Origin of the sequence: Paenibacillus sp. DMB5, from assembly GCF_001517085.1 — a bacterium.
GTDB lineage: Bacteria > Bacillota > Bacilli > Paenibacillales > Paenibacillaceae > Paenibacillus_AQ.
This window is the reverse complement of sequence record NZ_LRAC01000152.1, coordinates 32,988-49,458: the sequence shown is the minus strand read 5'-3', so window position 1 is coordinate 49,458 and position 16,471 is coordinate 32,988. Positions and strand designations below refer to the sequence as shown.

At 57.0% G+C, this 16,471-nt stretch carries 11 protein-coding genes and 3 pseudogenes; 1 reads left to right on the top strand and 13 read right to left on the bottom strand.

The features are described 5' to 3' along the window. The 13 genes and pseudogenes from AWJ19_RS34345 to AWJ19_RS27380 form a co-directional block, all read right to left on the bottom strand. A pseudogene (locus tag AWJ19_RS34345) lies at positions 1–452 on the bottom strand (protein-(glutamine-N5) methyltransferase, release factor-specific); the annotation flags it as partial. A 25-nt stretch (positions 453–477) separates the two neighbouring features. Next, a pseudogene (gene prfA, locus AWJ19_RS27435) lies at positions 478–1,544 on the bottom strand (peptide chain release factor 1). A gap of 287 nt (positions 1,545–1,831) precedes the next feature. After that, positions 1,832–2,932: a redox-regulated ATPase YchF gene (gene ychF / locus AWJ19_RS27430; protein ID WP_068728381.1), complete on the bottom strand. Its 1,101-nt coding sequence runs from the start codon at positions 2,930–2,932 to the stop codon at positions 1,832–1,834. 628 nt (positions 2,933–3,560) lie between these two features. Next, on the bottom strand, positions 3,561–3,917 hold the full coding sequence (locus tag AWJ19_RS27425) for a GNAT family N-acetyltransferase (RefSeq protein WP_241781912.1): 357 nt from the start codon (positions 3,915–3,917) through the stop codon (positions 3,561–3,563). Between the two features lie 144 nt (positions 3,918–4,061). Beyond that, positions 4,062–5,190: pseudogene (fni, locus tag AWJ19_RS27420) on the bottom strand (type 2 isopentenyl-diphosphate Delta-isomerase). Between the two features lie 132 nt (positions 5,191–5,322). Further along, positions 5,323–6,819, bottom strand: a complete 1,497-nt coding sequence (gene crtI, locus AWJ19_RS27415; RefSeq protein WP_068728379.1) for a phytoene desaturase family protein — start codon at positions 6,817–6,819, stop codon at positions 5,323–5,325. Further along, positions 6,795–7,967 (bottom strand): glycosyltransferase, encoded by a 1,173-nt coding sequence (locus AWJ19_RS27410; protein ID WP_068728378.1) that lies wholly within the window; start codon positions 7,965–7,967, stop codon positions 6,795–6,797. The genes crtI (AWJ19_RS27415) and AWJ19_RS27410 overlap by 25 nt, the downstream gene beginning before the upstream one ends. Beyond that, complete coding sequence (locus AWJ19_RS27405) at positions 7,964–8,698, bottom strand: lysophospholipid acyltransferase family protein (protein WP_068728377.1); 735 nt, start codon at positions 8,696–8,698, stop codon at positions 7,964–7,966. Before AWJ19_RS27405 ends, AWJ19_RS27410 begins: the two co-directional genes overlap by 4 nt. Next, positions 8,667–9,452 carry a carotenoid biosynthesis protein gene (locus AWJ19_RS27400; protein ID WP_068728376.1) on the bottom strand — a complete coding sequence of 262 codons (786 nt, stop codon included), beginning with the start codon at positions 9,450–9,452 and terminating at the stop codon, positions 8,667–8,669. Before AWJ19_RS27400 ends, AWJ19_RS27405 begins: the two co-directional genes overlap by 32 nt. Continuing rightward, complete coding sequence (locus tag AWJ19_RS27395) at positions 9,453–10,331, bottom strand: phytoene/squalene synthase family protein (RefSeq protein ID WP_068728375.1); 879 nt, start codon at positions 10,329–10,331, stop codon at positions 9,453–9,455. It lies immediately after the preceding gene. Further along, a complete protein-coding gene (crtI, locus tag AWJ19_RS27390) occupies positions 10,328–11,842 on the bottom strand; it encodes a phytoene desaturase family protein (RefSeq protein WP_068728374.1) in 1,515 nt (504 codons plus the stop codon). Before crtI (AWJ19_RS27390) ends, AWJ19_RS27395 begins: the two co-directional genes overlap by 4 nt. Continuing rightward, positions 11,839–13,386, bottom strand: coding sequence for a phytoene desaturase family protein (crtI, locus tag AWJ19_RS27385; protein WP_068728373.1), 1,548 nt, complete (start codon positions 13,384–13,386; stop codon positions 11,839–11,841). Before crtI (AWJ19_RS27385) ends, crtI (AWJ19_RS27390) begins: the two co-directional genes overlap by 4 nt. Before the next feature lie 270 nt (positions 13,387–13,656). After that, on the bottom strand, positions 13,657–14,574 hold the full coding sequence (locus AWJ19_RS27380; RefSeq protein ID WP_068728372.1) for a MerR family transcriptional regulator: 918 nt from the start codon (positions 14,572–14,574) through the stop codon (positions 13,657–13,659). A 273-nt stretch (positions 14,575–14,847) separates the two neighbouring features. On the opposite strand from AWJ19_RS27380, the gene AWJ19_RS27375 reads away from it, so the two are divergent. After that, positions 14,848–16,374, top strand: a complete 1,527-nt coding sequence (locus tag AWJ19_RS27375; protein WP_082708155.1) for a phospholipase D family protein — start codon at positions 14,848–14,850, stop codon at positions 16,372–16,374. Positions 16,375–16,471 lie beyond the last annotated feature (97 nt).

Genomic DNA, 16,471 nt, shown 5'->3' with positions numbered 1-16,471 from the left:
GGCGGCGGAGGCTATGCCGCCCGCCGGCTTCAGCAGCCGCAGGTCCGCCCGCAGCGTGCATGCCAGTCTGCGCCGCTCCGCCCGGCGCATGCACCAGCCCGTCCGGCCACAGCTCCGCGCCGTACTTCAGGATGCCTCGTCGAGCAGCTCGTCTCCGGGCCGCGGAATCAGCACGTCCGGCGTTACCTCGAACACCCGGCCGTAAAACTCCTGCTCGCCGGTGATGTACTGCACCGGCTCACCTGCCGCCCGTCGCCGACCGCCGCTTCCCAGGCTTCTCTCAGCTCAGCCGGAAAAGGGTCAGCCAGCGCCATATAATAAGCAGCTCCGCTTACGCCGAGCACATGCTCCAGCAGCAGCTGGCTGCTGCGCTGCGGCTCGTTGCACCCGCTTTTGTCCAAAAAAGAAGAAGCCTCCGCAAAGGCTTCCCGGATGCTTTGCACATGAGGCATGACATATAAGCCGTGTTTCAAAGCATTATTCTCCTTTTTCCATCAGTTCCGCCTGCTCAGCAATCGACAAAGCGGAAATAATCTCAGTAATATCCCCGTTCATAACCTGGTCCAGACGGTGCAGGGTAAGGCCGATGCGGTGATCGGTTACCCGGCTCTGCGGGAAGTTGTACGTGCGGATACGCTCACTGCGGTCACCGGTCCCGACCTTGCTCTTGCGCTCGCCGGCATACTTAGCTTCCTCTTCCTGCCGCTTGATATCAGAGATACGGGCACGCAGCACCTGCAGCGCCTTCTCTTTGTTGGAGTTCTGCGATTTGCCGTCCTGACAGGTAGCTACGATACCGGTAGGAATGTGGGTTACGCGAACTGCCGATTTGGTCGTATTAACGGACTGTCCGCCCGCTCCGCTGGAGCAGAACGTATCGACGCGGATGTCTTTATCGTGAATTTCAATTTCGAATTCTTCCGCTTCCGGCATCACCGCTACCGTTGAAGTAGAGGTATGAATCCGTCCGCCGGATTCTGTGGTCGGAATGCGCTGAACACGGTGTGCGCCGCTCTCGTATTTCATCTTGCTGTACGCACCGCGGCCGTTAATCAGGAAAATAACTTCCTTGAAGCCGCCGAGGTCATTCGTATTCACATCCATTAGCTCAACGCGCCAGCCCTGGGCATCGGCATAACGGGTGTACATCCGGTACAGGTCGGAGGCGAACAATGCCGCTTCATCCCCGCCGGCTGCACCGCGGATTTCGACGATTACGTTCTTATCGTCATTCGGGTCCTTAGGCAGCAGCAGGATGCGGATCTTCTCCTCCAGCTCGGTCTGCGCGAGGACAGGTCCTCGATCTCCATTTTGACCATTTCCTTCATTTCATCATCAAGCTTCTCGGCCTGCATCATCTTGGCTGCCTCAAGCTCTTCCATTACATTTTTATATTCAGCATAGGCCTCGAAGGCAGGCTGCAGATCGGATTGTTCTTTGGAATAGTCCCTCAGTTTCTTACTGTCGCTTGCAACATCCGGGTCACAAAGCAGTTCACTGAGTTTCTCATAGCGGTCCGCCAATGATTGCAATCGGTCCAACAACAAGGGAATTCACCTCTCCTGATTCAATATATTTCACTTAAAATGCTTAAAATTGTGAGTTACATTATAAATAGATATACGACTTTATATTATAGCATCGTTCCTGCCAGTTGGCTACAGTCGAGCGTACACAGCAGGCCTAACTTTGCAAATAAATTCCGGCCAATCTTTAGTATGCAGAATCTTTTGTAATATTATTCCGTCCGTCCTGCAAAAAGAAGCCATCCGGCAGCGGGTACCCGCCACAGAATGGCCTCTCTATCTTGACGCATTATTGCGCTCTTGGCTTATACGTTGAAACGGAAATGCATGACATCGCCGTCCTGAACCAGATATTCCTTGCCTTCCAGACGGAGCTGTCCGCGTTCCTTGGCACCGTTCATGGAGCCTGCAGCCAGAAGATCGTTGTAGGCTACAACCTCAGCGCGGATAAAGCCGCGTTCGAAGTCGGAGTGGATAACACCGGCAGCGCCCGGCGCCTTGGTTCCCTTGCGGATGGTCCAGGCACGCACTTCCTGCACGCCTGCAGTGAAGTAAGTGTACAGGCCAAGCAGCTTGTAAGCCGCTTTGATCAGGCGGTTCAGACCGGATTCCTGCAGTCCCAACTCTTCCAGGAACATCTCTTTATCTTCGCCTTCGAGCTCAGCGATCTCTGCTTCAACCTTGGCACTGATCGGCACCACTTCCGCATTCTCGGCAGCTGCGAACTCGCGTACCTGCTTAACATACGGATTCTCTTCGGCAGTTGCCACTTCATCTTCGCCCACGTTAGCCGCGTACAGCACCGGCTTCAGGGTCAGCAGGTGCAGGTCACGCACAATCAGGCGTTCGTCATCAGACAGCTCTATGCTGCGCGCAGGCTTGTCTTCGTACAGGGCCTCTTTTACACGTTCAAGCACTTCAACTTCCTGGGCATATTTCTTGTCTCCGCCCTTGATGTTTTTGCGGGAACGCTCAATGCGCTTCTCCACGCTTTCAAGGTCAGCCAGAATCAGCTCAAGATTAATCGTCTGGATGTCGCTGATCGGATTTACTTTACCGTCAACATGCGTTACATTCTCGTCCACAAAACAGCGCACCACATGAACGATCGCATCCACTTCACGAATGTGGGCGAGGAACTTGTTGCCCAGGCCTTCGCCTTTGCTCGCGCCGCGCACGAGTCCGGCAATATCAACAAATTCAAAAGCGGTCGGAACCGTCTTGTTCGGCTGCACCAGCTCAGTCAGCTTGTCAAGGCGCTCGTCCGGTACTTCCACGACACCCACGTTCGGGTCGATGGTGCAAAAAGGATAGTTGGCGGATTCCGCACCCGCTTGTGTAATTGCGTTAAACAATGTGGATTTACCAACGTTTGGCAATCCGACGATACCAGCTTTCAAAGCCATTTATATGACAACTCCTATTTTCGGTTGTATTGATCCACCGCATAATTACCGACTTGTGATCTAAACCATTATATATTAGAACAAAACAGCCAGCAACAGCGGATGTCCGGGGGGTGTGTCAGAAAAAAGGCGGGGACCGGCGCAGGCTGAATGAGCCGTTTATAAGGCATACATACGAAGAGGGGCCTGATGTTCCCTCCCGAGTATGCTTTCTTCATTAGAAATTAGACAGGAACACCATATTCCACCTGTACGTAATTCTAACGGACTCAGATGATCTTATTTTGGCCGAAATCCGCCTGAAGGCACGCTAACGGACCACAGCGCTCTTATCTACTGAAATTTGCCGCGAAAAGGGCTGTTTAAGAGTGAATAAGAGCGATAAGGTCCGTTGGCAGGGCAAAATGATGCTCCTGTGTGAAAATAAGGGCGATCCAGTCCGTTAGCGTTACTGCTGCCCCGCCTGTAACTCTACTGAGTGGTTCTCCCGTCCGCGGCCGCGGCGTGAGCAACAAAAAAGACCCCTGAGGAGTCTTTCCGCCGTGAAGCAACCGGGCTATACCGGGTTAACGTGGGATTATGAAGGGCTTGTTCCCCCAACTGCCACAAGTCCAGCTTTCCAGCTCTGCTACAGCTTTTTGGACATCGTAATATCAGTAATCCCGTAGCCCATCTTCTGATACAGCTTAAACGCGCGGTCATTGTCACCGAAAACATGCAGGCCGATCCGTGTTACACCCATGCAGCGCGCCTCCTCGTCCAGCAGCGTTAGCGCCATGCTTCCATATCCCTTCTGCTGATAAGGCTCGAAGATATAGAAATCATAAATGAAGGCTTCCTTGCCCTGCCGGCCCTGAGCCACGTTGAACCAGATATAGCCGGCCTGGGTGTTGCCGGTATCCTCCACAATAGAATATAAAAAGGCGCCTTCAGTATGAAGTCCCTGCGGCAGATAACGGTTCATCTCGTCCCGGGACAGCTGCATCGCCGTGTCCTGCTCCCAGGCTCCGATTCTTACTTTGTCCTCCGCATAATCGCGGGTCGACTGCTTCAGAAAAAATTGAAAGGTCGGTTCGTCCATCCGTACCAGCTTGATCATTTGTTAAGCACTTCCTTTGTACTTCATTCATTATTGCCGCTTGAGCAGGCGCGGCGTTCCCCGCAGCGCAGACAGGTCGGCAGCGCCGATGCCGAACATGGCAATCCGCAGCTCCAGCTCCACCTGGGCCAGCGCCCGGTCGAGCGCCTCCTCGGAATCGACTGCGGCCCGAGCAGGCTGCGGCCGAACCCGGCCAGGTCGGCCCCCAGCGCAAGTGCCTTGGCGGCATCGACGCCATGCTTGAGGCCGCCGCTGCCGGATTCAGCGCACCGTGCGGAGCCGCCGCCCGCACCCCGCGGATGCAATCGGCCGTCGGAATGCCCCAGTCGGCGAAGGCTTCGGCCGCCGCCCGCCGCACAGGGTCGGTGCTGCGGAATTTCTCCACCTGGCTCCAGGAGGTGCCACCCGCACCGGCCACGTCGATGAAGGCTGCTCCGGCATTATACAGCCTGAGGGCCGTTTCGCCGTCTATGCCCCAGCCGACCTCCTTGATGCCGACCGGCACCGGCAGCGCCCGGCAGACCTTCTCGATCGCGGCAAGCAGGGAGGAGAAGCCGGTGTTGCCTTCCGGCTGAAATACCTCCTGCAGCCCGTTCAGATGCAGCACAAGCCAGTCCGCCCCGGCGATTTCTACAGCCCGCAGGCACTCCTCCACGCCGAAGCCGTAAGACAGCTGCACGGCACCTATATTAGCTATAACCGGAATTCCCGGAGCCCGCTCACGCACCCGGAAGGTCTCGGCCAGCTCCGCACGCTCCACCGCCGCCCGCACCGAGCCCACACCAAGCGCCCAGCCCCTGCGCCCGGCCACTTCAGCCAGTCTGCCGTTTATTGCGCCGGTCGCCTTGCTGCCGCCGGTCATGGAGCTGATCAGCAGCGGTGTCTGCAGCTCACGCCCCAGAAAGACTGTGCGCAGTGAGATGTCGTCGAAATTCAGCTCAGGCAGTGCATTGTGCAGAAACCGGTATTCTTCCAGCCCGGTCGTAATTCCGCTGCCGCCGACATCCTCATTCAGACAGAGACGCACATGCTCCAGCTTGCGCTCCCCTGTTGTGGAGGAAGGCAGCAGGGACTTCTCTCCCGCACCGCCAGGCAGCAGCGGGCTCCCGTCTGTTTTGGCAGTGAAGGCTGGTGCAGTTTTTTGCGGTAAGTGTTCCATGCTGTCCCCTCCCTTTACTTGTTATCTGCAATCTAAAACCGTAAAATGCCGGACCTGCCGGCATCTCTTTAGCCAAGAGCACGCTTCATTATAGCATCGCTGCCCTGCAAATGACAGAAAGGCAGGCCGCTCCTAGCCTTCGCCTGCGATATGCTCACCAACAAGCCTCCCTGACAGGGATACAACCGGTGTCCCTCCACCGGGATGAGTTGTTCCGCCCACATACCACAGTCCCTGAACCTCCCGGGAGCGGTTAGCCGGGCGGGAGAAGGTCTGGCGGACAGAATTCGAGGAGATGCCGTAAATGGCTCCCCGGTGGGCAAGGGTATCGGCTGCGAGATTTTGGGGAGTATAGCGCTGAAGCACCTCCGCCTGCTCCAGTCCCCCGATGCCGAAGCCCTTGAGCATATCCGTAATCCGCCGCCCGTATATCTCCGTCTCTCTGGCCCAGTCGCAGCCGTTGTTCAGATATGGGGCGTTAGCCAGAATAAACAGATTGCTGCCGTCAACCGGGGCCATGCCGGGCTCAGAGTAACCGGAGTAGCATACGTACACTGTCGGATTTAGCGGAGGGCGTCTTTTGTCAAAAATGTCTGTGAACTCAGGCTCATATTGCTCCGGAAAAAATACTGTATGATGCAGCAGCTGCTCATATTTCCGCCTCACACCGGCAAGAGTCACCAGACCCGACAGCGAGGGCTCATAGCGCTCGATCGTTCGGTCACTCATTGTCCGGCGGGATGCTTCCGGCAGCAGCATGCGGCTGACGCTGAGCACGTCGCCCCCGGCAATGACAGTCCGTGCCGGGTAAAAGCCCCGTGAGGTCTCTACCCCTTCGGCCTTCCCCCCGGCCACGGCGATGCCTGTAACCTCAGTTCCGGTAACGATCTCCACGCCGAGCCTCCGGGCCAGCGCCACCAGCCCTTCCACCAGCTTATATGTACCGCCTTTAACACCGTATACCCCAAGTTTGGCCTCCACATGACCGAGCATCGCAAAGATTGCCGGAGACTGGTAGGGGGAGGATCCGACATAGGTGGCGTAACGTCCCAGCATAGCAAGTGTATTGGGATGCCTAAAATATCGCTGTAGGAGCGACTGCAGGGTTAGAAACGGCCGGACCCGCAGCAGATCCCGCACCAGCGGCAGGGACAGCTTATCTTTCCACGAGAGCAGAAGCCGGTTCAGAAACTGCTTCTCGCTCAGCTGGTACAATAGTTCAGCTTCAGCCATAAATTCACTGTAGCGTCCGGCGTCATGAGGAGAGTAGGCGGCAATCTGTTCACGCATATATACTGTATCCCTAGATAAATCAACCGTATGTCCATCTGCAAAAACATTCCTTGTCCTCGGCTCCAGCTCATACAGCCCGACATAGTCCTCCATCTTGGCGCCGGCAAGCTCATATAGCGAGCGGAAGACATGCGGCATGGTGATGGTGCTGGGTCCCCTGTCAAAGGTGTATCCTTGTTCCGTTACCCGCTGCAGCTTGCCGCCGGGCTGATCCTGCCGCTCCAGCACAGTCACCTTCCAGCCCTTTGCCGCCAGTGTGACTGCACAGGACAGGCTGCCGAAGCCGGCGCCGATAATAACTGCCTGCTTGTTCAACGGTACCGCCTCCCTTTCCATTCATAGCCCTGGCCGGACACACTGCCGCGCCAGGATGCGGCTCCAATGGCAATCAGGCTAACAATACTTGCCGGCAGCAGCAGGCAGAACCAGAAGGGCTGCCTGCCTGCCCTGTCTGCTGTTCTTTTTACTGCAGCTCCTCCGGCTATGGCGGCCGACGCCCAGAGCAGGGCGCCCGTGTCCCCGGTAGTTACAGCCCAAAGCGCAGCGATAACCGGAAATACGTACAAAAGCGCATAGAACAGGAGTACACCCAAGAGCAGCACCGGTTTGCGCCCGAGGCCGGCGTAAATATTTTTGCGGTAGCCCTTCCAGACCTCCCGGGCATTGTGATACATCCGCATTTCTGTATACCCTGAAATATCTGCCAGAGTTACCGGCTCACCGGCAAGCTTGACCGCTCTGGCCAGTGCCATATCATCCACCAGCTGGTCCCGGATGCCGGCATGCCCGCCGCAGCGGGTGTAGCTGTCCCGGTGGATCAGCATAAACCCGCCGTGGGCGGCCACAAACCGCGGATCCCTTGAGCGGCGGACAAGCGGAACCGGCAGGTGGCAGACAATGGTGAATACCATGAGCGGAACTGCCAGGCGTTCCAGCCAGGAGCCGGTCTGCTGCCGCGGAAAGCCGGTGATCAGACCGCTGCCCTGTGCCTCTGCTGAGGCTAATGCTGCTGTAAGCGCCTGCGGCTGCAGGCGGATGTCGGCATCAAGGAACAGCAGCCACTCTCCCCCGGCTGCTTCTGCCAGCTGGGCGCAGGCATGGCATTTGCCTGCCCAGCCCTCCGGCAGCGCAGCGCCGGCAAGCACCTGCGTCCGGGAGCCTCCGGCTGCTGCGGCAAGCGCTGCCGTATCATCTGCTGAACGGTCATCCAGCACGATAATCTCGATGTGGCGCCCGGCAGTGCTGCAGGCAAGCACGGAGTTCAGGCAGCCGGCGATATTCGCGGCCTCATCACGCGCCGGAATCAGCACGGACAGGGCGGCTGCCTGTGTCCCTCGGGACTTTGCCGCTTCCAATCTCTGTTGTGCTTCCGCCGGCTCCTCCCGGTGCTGTGCACCGAGCACCGGGAGCCGTGAAGCATTCCACACGGCAAATGCCAGCTGCAGCAGAATCATCGCAGTTATTCCTTGCAGTAGGGCAATCATCGGCTCCCCCTCCGCCAGGCATCATATCGTTCATGAACCGAGCCCCCGGTCTTGATCAGCGGTGTGAAGCAGGCCGGCATATGCCCCTTATGGTCAAAAATCAGCTGGCGGTGACTGTCCAGCTGCTTCTCCAGACAGGAGGCCAGCAGCGCTGAAATGCTGCTCCTGTCCATCTCCTTCCACCGCTGCATTAGCGGTTCACCTGCCAGGAGTGTCGCTTCCGGCTTAGGATGGAAGAACAGTCCATGATACAGGGTCACGGGTATAACAGCCGCATCCGGACAAAGGCGGAGCACGACAGCTGCCCCTTCCTTGAGCTGAAGCGGACGGCGCTCAAGCGGCAGAAGCTCCCCCTCGGGATACATCCACACGCTGCCGCCTTCACCAAGCAGCCTGGCTGTATAACGCAGCGAGGCACGGACATCTGCCGGCTCATCGCGGTTGATAGAATAAGCACCTAAACGGCGGAAAAACTGAAATTTGCGCAGCTGCCCTTCTTCCATCATGAAGTACTGCTTGCGGCGAGTAAGGATTCTTGCGGCGTGATAGGCCAGCAGACCGTCCCACCAGGAGCTGTGGTTCATAATGTACAGTACGGGCCTGCTCCCCGCTGAAGCCGGCTGCAGTTCACCTGATATTCCGATGAAGCGGAAGTGCCTGCGCAGCAGATAGAAGGTATTATAGCGGCTGAACAGCGCATCAAAGCTTGGGGATTTGGCCGCTTCTAGCATAGCGCAGGCTCCCTTCTGCCAGGACTGCCCCAATACCGGCAATAATCATGCATAGGGGAAGCCCTTCACGCAGGCCGACAAGACCGAACATGATGATTACAGCCTGATAGAGCCGGGTGCCGCGCCGGACCGCCCTGCCGGATAAGCGGACAGCCGGAATGAAGAGTGACAGCAGCGATCCGGCAATCAGCCAGCCGATGAAGTTACTCACGGGCACTCCGTAGAAGCCGCCTCCGTCCCCCCAGGTCCAGAAGCCCCGCGCATGGGCCACAGGATCAAGGACCAGATCCAGCAAAACAGTCCAGAAGCCGACCTGCACCGCCCGCAGCAGCATAAGCCGCCAGCCGGACTGGCCGAAATCCCGGCAAAGCAGGACAGCATTACACACAACAGCAATCCAGGCGAAGCCCAGCGTTACAGGCACACCGTAGAGCAGCGGACCAAGGATATCGGAATATCCGTAGCTGCCGAACAGATGCCCGGTATGAACGCCGAACCATTCCACAGCCATCCCGCCGGTCCAGATAAGCGCAGCTGAGACTAGGAGACGGAGCGGGCGGAGCTGCTTCTGAAAAATGACTGACTGGTCGGCCACAAAAGGACGCTCAAATCCCTTAACAATCAGTTCAGCGGCATAAACAGCATAAAAAACCAGAAACAGGCCATTTGAAAACTGCAGTCCTTGCGGAACACTGAAAAAAATCAGCAGCAGTGCCCCAATAGCGTACCAGACCCAGAAAACAGTCCTGACCATCTATAGTACCGCCGCTTTACCGGGTCTGCCGCCCAGTCTTGAGGCATATCGCGCTGCTGTGCGGCCCAGCATCCGCAGCTTGGCCTCATCGCTGACATAAGCCCTGTTGCGGAATACATCATATCCGGCTTCAGCCACCGAATCGAGAATTGCCGAGTAAAATGCCGCCGCCAGCTCCACAGCCAGACCGCTCTCGGGCGGATAAGTCTCCACGTGGGCGAGCCCCTTCTCGAACCAGCCCAGTGCCTCACGGCGGAGCTCTTCAATGACATTGATAAAGCGCTGATTGACTACCCCCGACTCCAGCTCCTCCTGGCTGTACCCGTGCTTCCGCATAAGCTCAAGCGGCACATAGCGCCGTCCCCTCCGCAGGTCCTCGCCTACATCGCGGATGATATTGACAATCTGCATGCCGATGCCCAGAGAAATGCCGGCATTCTGCACATCCTCATCCGAATCCTCGCGCAGAACCGGGAGCAGCATCTCGCCGACGGTGCCGGCTACCAGGTAGCAGTAGCTTTCCAGCTCTTCCATGGTCTCATAATGGGTAAACGTCAGATCTCCGAGCTGACCCTGCATCTGCAGCAGGAACGGTTCATGCGTAAGCTTCGGGAAGCTGGCGAACAGCCAGCGCAGCGCCGGCCAGATGAAATGGCCCTCCGCTTCCTCAAGCCGCGTAAAATGCCAGCGCAGCTCATGGATCGTGTACGGTGACTTGTCCGGCTCATCCACACTGTCGTCAATAATCCTGCAGAAGGCGTAGATGACATGCACAGCTTCCCGGCGCGGGCTCGGCAGCCCGGCAAACGCTTTATGAAAGGAGGTCGAGCCCTTCTTCATCAGTTCCTCACACTCACGCATAATGCTCTCATTTATCATTGTTTCATCTCCTTCATAAGTTCATGGACAGCCATCCTTGCTCCTTGCATGACAATCGGCACGCCCCCGCCCGGATGAACGGAAGCGCCGGCGGCATAGAGGCCTTTTATCGGATAAGGCCGGGGCTGCGGGCGGAAAACCCCGAGCTGGCTGAGCACCGGAGCAATGCCGAAGCTGCCGCCGCCATACAGGCCATCCTTGTGCGCATCCGCAGGGGTACGAATCTTCTTCCACCGGAGACTGGCCTTCAGTCCCGCAAAACCTCTCTGCTCGGCATCATCCAGGACACGTTCTACCAGAGGACCTGCAATGGCCTCCCAGTCCAGCTCCGGATCAGCCGGAACGGGGATCAGGAAATACAGCACGCTTTGTCCCGGCGGCGCCGCAGTGTCGTCAAGCGCCGCGGGGTTAAATACATAATAGGAAGGCAGCTGTGAAATTCTGCCCTGGTCGAACAATTCCCGGAGATTGTCGTTCAGGCTGTCCGGCAGAAAAAACTGATGCGTCTGGGAATCCGGCCAGCGCCGGTCCGTTCCGGCATAGATCAGCACACAGCCCGAGGAGGGCTGGTACCGGCCGCGCTTGATCCGGCCTCTTGCACCTGAACTGCGCTGCACATCCGTATTCCCGGCAGGTGTACTTCCGTTAAACAGCTGCGCCGGCAGAAGCTCCTCCAGCTGCGGGAATTCGCCGTTGTAGAGCACAGCATCATACGAATGTTTGACACCGCCGGCTGTAATGCCGGTACAACGCCCGTCTTCAACGGTCAGGCCCTCAACCTCTGTACCGGTATGAATCTCAACCCCGCGGCTGAGAAGCTCACGGGAGAGGATCTGCGGAAGCTGCCCGTAGCCGCCCTTCAGCATCCAGATGCCGAAGGCGCTCTCCGCATACGGCAGCATCGTGTATATGCCCGGGGTGCGGAACGGGGCACCGCCGATGTACAGGCTCTGCAGGGAAAAAGCGTCCCGCAGCTCCTCGCTGCGGAAATAGCTGCTGACCGCCGACCGCAGGCTGCGGTAAGCACGCAGACGGCTCATCAGCACCAGGTTCGCCGGGCTAAAGAACTCACGCCGCCGGTTAAACGGCTGCTCCAGGAAGGAGGCTTTGCCCCGGGGGAACAGCCGGGCCATATCGCCCATAAACCGGAGGAAACCGCTGCCTTCACCGGGGAATTCGCGGTCGATCTCTGCTGCCTGCTCTTCCAGGCCCGCCACCTTGGTCAGCACACGCCCGCTCCGGAAGTGAATCCGGCAGAGCGGATCGCAGCGCAGCAGCTCAAGGCTGCCGGGCGGAAGCCCGCCTTCTTCGAGAATGCCGTTCAGCATCTCCGGCAGCAGCACAATGGTCGGCCCCTGGTCTATCCGGTACGGCCCCTCCTCTTCAAAGGCGACCCGCCCGCCTACCCGGTGGGCGCGTTCATAAATGACAACCTGCTGCCCCTGGCGGCTCAGCAGTAGCGCTGCTGTAAGCCCGCCGATCCCGCCGCCGACAATAGCCACGCGGCTCACAGCGGCACCCCGCTTCCCGCTGCGCCTGCTACGGCAACGGACCGGCTGCGGGCAGTGCGGTCATGCTCCTCAAGCAGGCGCGCGCTGATCTTCGCCGACTCAAAGATCGTCGGCAGCCCGCTGCCCGGATGCGTTCCGCCGCCGACCAGCCAGATGCCGGACACCTCCTGGAAGGTATTGTGCGGACGCAGATACATCATCTGGCCGAGGTTATGGGCCAGGTTGAAGGTCGCGCCATTATATACATCCAGAGTGTCACGCCAGTCCAGCGGCGAGAAGAATTTGCTCTCCTCCACGCGGGAAGACAGGCCGGCAAGCTGCGGGATCTGCTCCAGCCGCTCCATCATCTGCTCCCTGACGGCCGTGCCCTCCTGCCGCCAGTCAATACCGGCCTGCAGATTGGGAACGGGCATCAGCACATATAGGGAAGATTTGCCCGCCGGAGCCAGGGTAGCGTCAATAACCGAAGGATTGTGTATATAAATGGACGGGTCGGCCGACAGTACGCCCTGCCGTGTAATCTCGTCAACATTGCGGCGGTAATCGCCCGAGAAATGAACGGAATGATGGCCGAGGTCAACGGCGCCGTCCACACCCAGATACAGCATTGCAGTAGAGCAGGAGTAGCGCTTACGCTCCATCTTAACCGGTGTATATTTTTTGAGCAGGCCCGGCTCGAACAGCCGGGTCACTGCGGTCCCGAAGTCGGCTCCGAGCACCACGTAATCGGCGTGCACCTTTTCCCCGTCCTCCAGCAGCAGGCCGGAGGCATGATGGTTATTAACCAATATCCGGTTCACTGCACTAGATGTACGGATACGCCCGCCGTGCTCCTTGATCACATCCGCCATAGCCTCCAGAACCTTGTTAATACCGCCTTCAGGATGATACAGGCCGTAACGGTGCTCAAGGTAAGACAGAATCGTAAACGTTCCCGGGCATTCCCAGGGCGACATCCCGAGGTATTTGGCCTGAAAGGTGAAGGCGTACCGCAGCCGTTCATCGTCAAAATACTTCGACAGCCGGTTATACACCGTATCGGTGGCATGAAGCCTCGGCAGCGCGTGCAGCACATCTCTTTTTATGTAATCTGCAGGTGACTGAAAAGGGCGCTGAAGCAGCGGCATAACCCTTGTAAACTTATCATCCTCGTCAGCCATAAATCGTCGGTAACCAGCCCCGTTCCCCGGAAACAGCCGCTCAATCTCTGCTTCGGTCTGCTCCTGATCGGTAGACGGCCGGAACACGGTCTCCCCGAAATGCAGGGAATACAGCGGGTTCAGCTCCTTCATGGAAACATAGCTGTGCAGGGAACGTCCAGCCAGGGTAAACAGCTCCTCCAGCAGATGCGGCATCATCAGAAAGGTGGCTCCGCGGTCAAATCGGTACTCCCCCAGCCGCAGCTCGCCCGATCTTCCGCCGACCGTATCCTGCTTCTCAAAGACCTCTACCTCATACCCTTTGGCAGCCAGGAGCATGGCAGCAGCCAGCCCTCCCGGTCCGGCACCGACCACCGCAACCTTTGCGGCGCTTTTTCCAGTCATCAGTCCCACTCCCTATCCCGCTTGGATTCTATTTTCAACAATCGCATAAATAAGTGCAGACAAACATTATACAAAAACTATACATTACTGATACAAATATCATACATACTTTATTTACCCCTGTAAACAGCTACTCCTAACCGGTTTGCCCGAAAAAGCAGGATTATTTAAGCCTCAGACCCGGAATCCTTCTGTTTGTCTGAACAATCGGCACAAAAAAACCCTTCCGCCCACCCGCAGGTGATTCAGAAGGGTTTATTCAAAGTCATCTCAGCGCTGATTTCTTGCTCCCGTAAATGAATAATCAAACCATTCCTGCCAGCGTTCCGCAGGACCCCCTATAACCTCAGCAGCTTCCGGGACAGGCTCCCCTGCCGCTTCATAGGCTTTGCCGCCCAGAATAAACCGCATTCCCGGCCGTATGGCCTGCAGGCGTGCGATCAGTTCTTTACAGTAAGGCAGCAGCTCCTTATCTGTAACCGACAGGCAGACTGCCCCGATCCGGTTCTGCGTTTCCAGCATGGCCACCACACCGGCTTCCGGGGTATTGGCACCCAGGTATACGACCTCAACCCCGTTTTTACGCAAAAATAGCGAAAACAATAGCAGACCGACCTGATGGTGCTCCCCTTCCGGACAGAAGGCCAGCACTTTCGGCAAGTGGGCATACACCGGGAACAGGTGGAAAAACTGATAGAAGCGGTTAGAGACCATATGCGTCATGTAATGCTCCTGCGCCACCGTCGCCGAGCCTTCCTCCCAGGCATCGCCCACTCTGATCAAAACCGGGACGAGCACCTGATGGAACATTGACTCATAGCCGTACATGGAAAAGCCAAAATCAATCAGCGCATTCGCCCGCTCGCCCTGGAATTCATACAGCGCCGAATAAATCTGCTGCTTCATCTTCTCAAAGGCTTCCCGCGGTGTCCCGGCGCCTCCTGCCGGACCTTCGGCAGCCGGATTTTCTTTACGGGCCTTCAGCAGCCGCACCGCGTGTGAAATACTGATTCCCTGCTTCTCTGTCTGCTCCTTCAGCCAGCGCAGGTCTTCAATATTCTCCTGGGTATACAGCCTGTAGCCGGATTCCGTCCGCTCAGGAGTAACCGCCTGATACCTGTTTTCCCAGGCTCTCAATGTGACAGACGGTATGTCCAGCATTTCGACGACCTGTTTAATCGAGTACACGTTGCATCCCACTCTCTTTCCGTAGCCCGTTCCATAGTATTTAGATATTTAAACCTTATACAAATCATTTACATTCATTATACATTTGTACCTGTGTTATGTCATCAGATGCAGTTAACCTGCGGATCTGTGATGCCGTGGGAATAGCCTTCCATGCTTAAGCAAAAAAAGTATGTTCAGCGTTCGGGCTTTTTGATACAGCTGCTTCACTTGTCCTTCCGGGGAGGTAATAGGTAGTTACAATATCCGGAGCAGACTCAGGAGGATCCTTAAATGAATTCAAGCACACACCTTGGCACAACGGAACAGCTTTATAAATCCAGCAACTCCATTAGCGGCCCGTCCTCTGCCCCCTCCAGGCCGGGGCGGCCGCGCCGCAATATTCTTTTGTCCGCTGCCCTGCTGCTTCTGCTCTGGCTGGCCGGTGTCATGCTCTACCAGACGCATAAGCCGCTGCCGCCCGGGATTTCTTATGAAAGCCCGGTGTATAAGGTTGATAACGTTCATTTCTGGCATGATCTTACTTATCCGGAAGGCAGTGCAGACGGAGGGCGGGAAGAACAGATTCTGCCAAGAATTCTGCAGATTATCGAGGAGTCCAGACAGTTTCTCGTTATCGACCTGTTCCTGTTCAATGACTATACCCATAAAGACCAGCAGTTCCCGGCAGTCAGCCAGGCGCTTACCGATAAGCTTATTGCCCATAAAGCCGCTTATCCGGCTATGGACATTGTTTTTATCACCGATGAGGTTAATACCAACTACGGCTCCGCCCCCAACCATCTGCTGGAGGAGATGAAGGCCGCCGGCATTAAGGTAGTCATCACCGATACTGACAAGCTCCGCGATTCCACGCCTGCCTACTCCGCAGTATGGCGCACCTTCATCCAGTGGTTCGGGCAGTCAGGCAACGGCTGGATTCCCAATCTGATGGCCAGCGGCGGGCCCGACATTACCGCACGCTCCTATCTAAAGCTGCTGAATGTAAAAGCCAATCACCGCAAGGCGGTAGTCAGCGAGAACACAGCCCTTATTTCTTCAGGCAATGTGCATGACCCGAGCGCCTACCATTCCAACATTGCGCTGGAAGTGCAAGGTCCGGTTATCGCCGACATTCTGCGCACCGAACAGGCGGCGGCTGACCTCTCCGGTGCAGGCCCACTTCTGAGCGGGACACCGGAGTTTTCGCAGACCGCAGACGGGCCGCTGGATATCCGCTATCTGACCGAAGGCAAAGTCTATAAATATACTCTGGAGAGCATCCAGAGTGCCGGAGAAGGCGATACCATCTGGATGGGCATGTTCTACCTGGCCGATGATGCCGTTATCCGTGAGCTGCTAAAGGCTGCAGAGCGCGGCGCAGAGGTGCGGCTGCTGCTGGATCCGAACCAGAACGCCTTCGGCCGCGACAAAATCGGCATCCCCAACCGCCCTGTGGCTATGAATCTGAACGAGCGTTCCGGCGGAAAGATCGCCATCCGCTGGTATAACACCGGCAAGGAGCAGTATCATGCCAAGCTGATGTTCATCGCCAAAGCCTCCGGCAAATCTATTGTGCTGGGCGGCTCAACGAACTTCACAACCCGCAATCTGGATGATTATAATCTGGAAAATAACCTGTGGGTGTCCGTGCCGCAGGACCAGCCGCTTTATGCGGAGATGACCGGCTATTTCAACCGGCTGTGGAATAACGAGGATGCTGAATACAGCCTGCCGCTTGAGGAGTATCAGAGCGGAGTCACCTGGCTGAAATACGTCCTCTACAGGATACAGACCAGGCTGGGCTTCACTACTTTTTAAGCATAGGCAGACAAATAACCGCCTGGAAGCCTGAATGGCTTCTTCCGGCGGTTATTGCATTTGCATGTGCTTGTCTATATTGCGGCAGCCTGCCCTC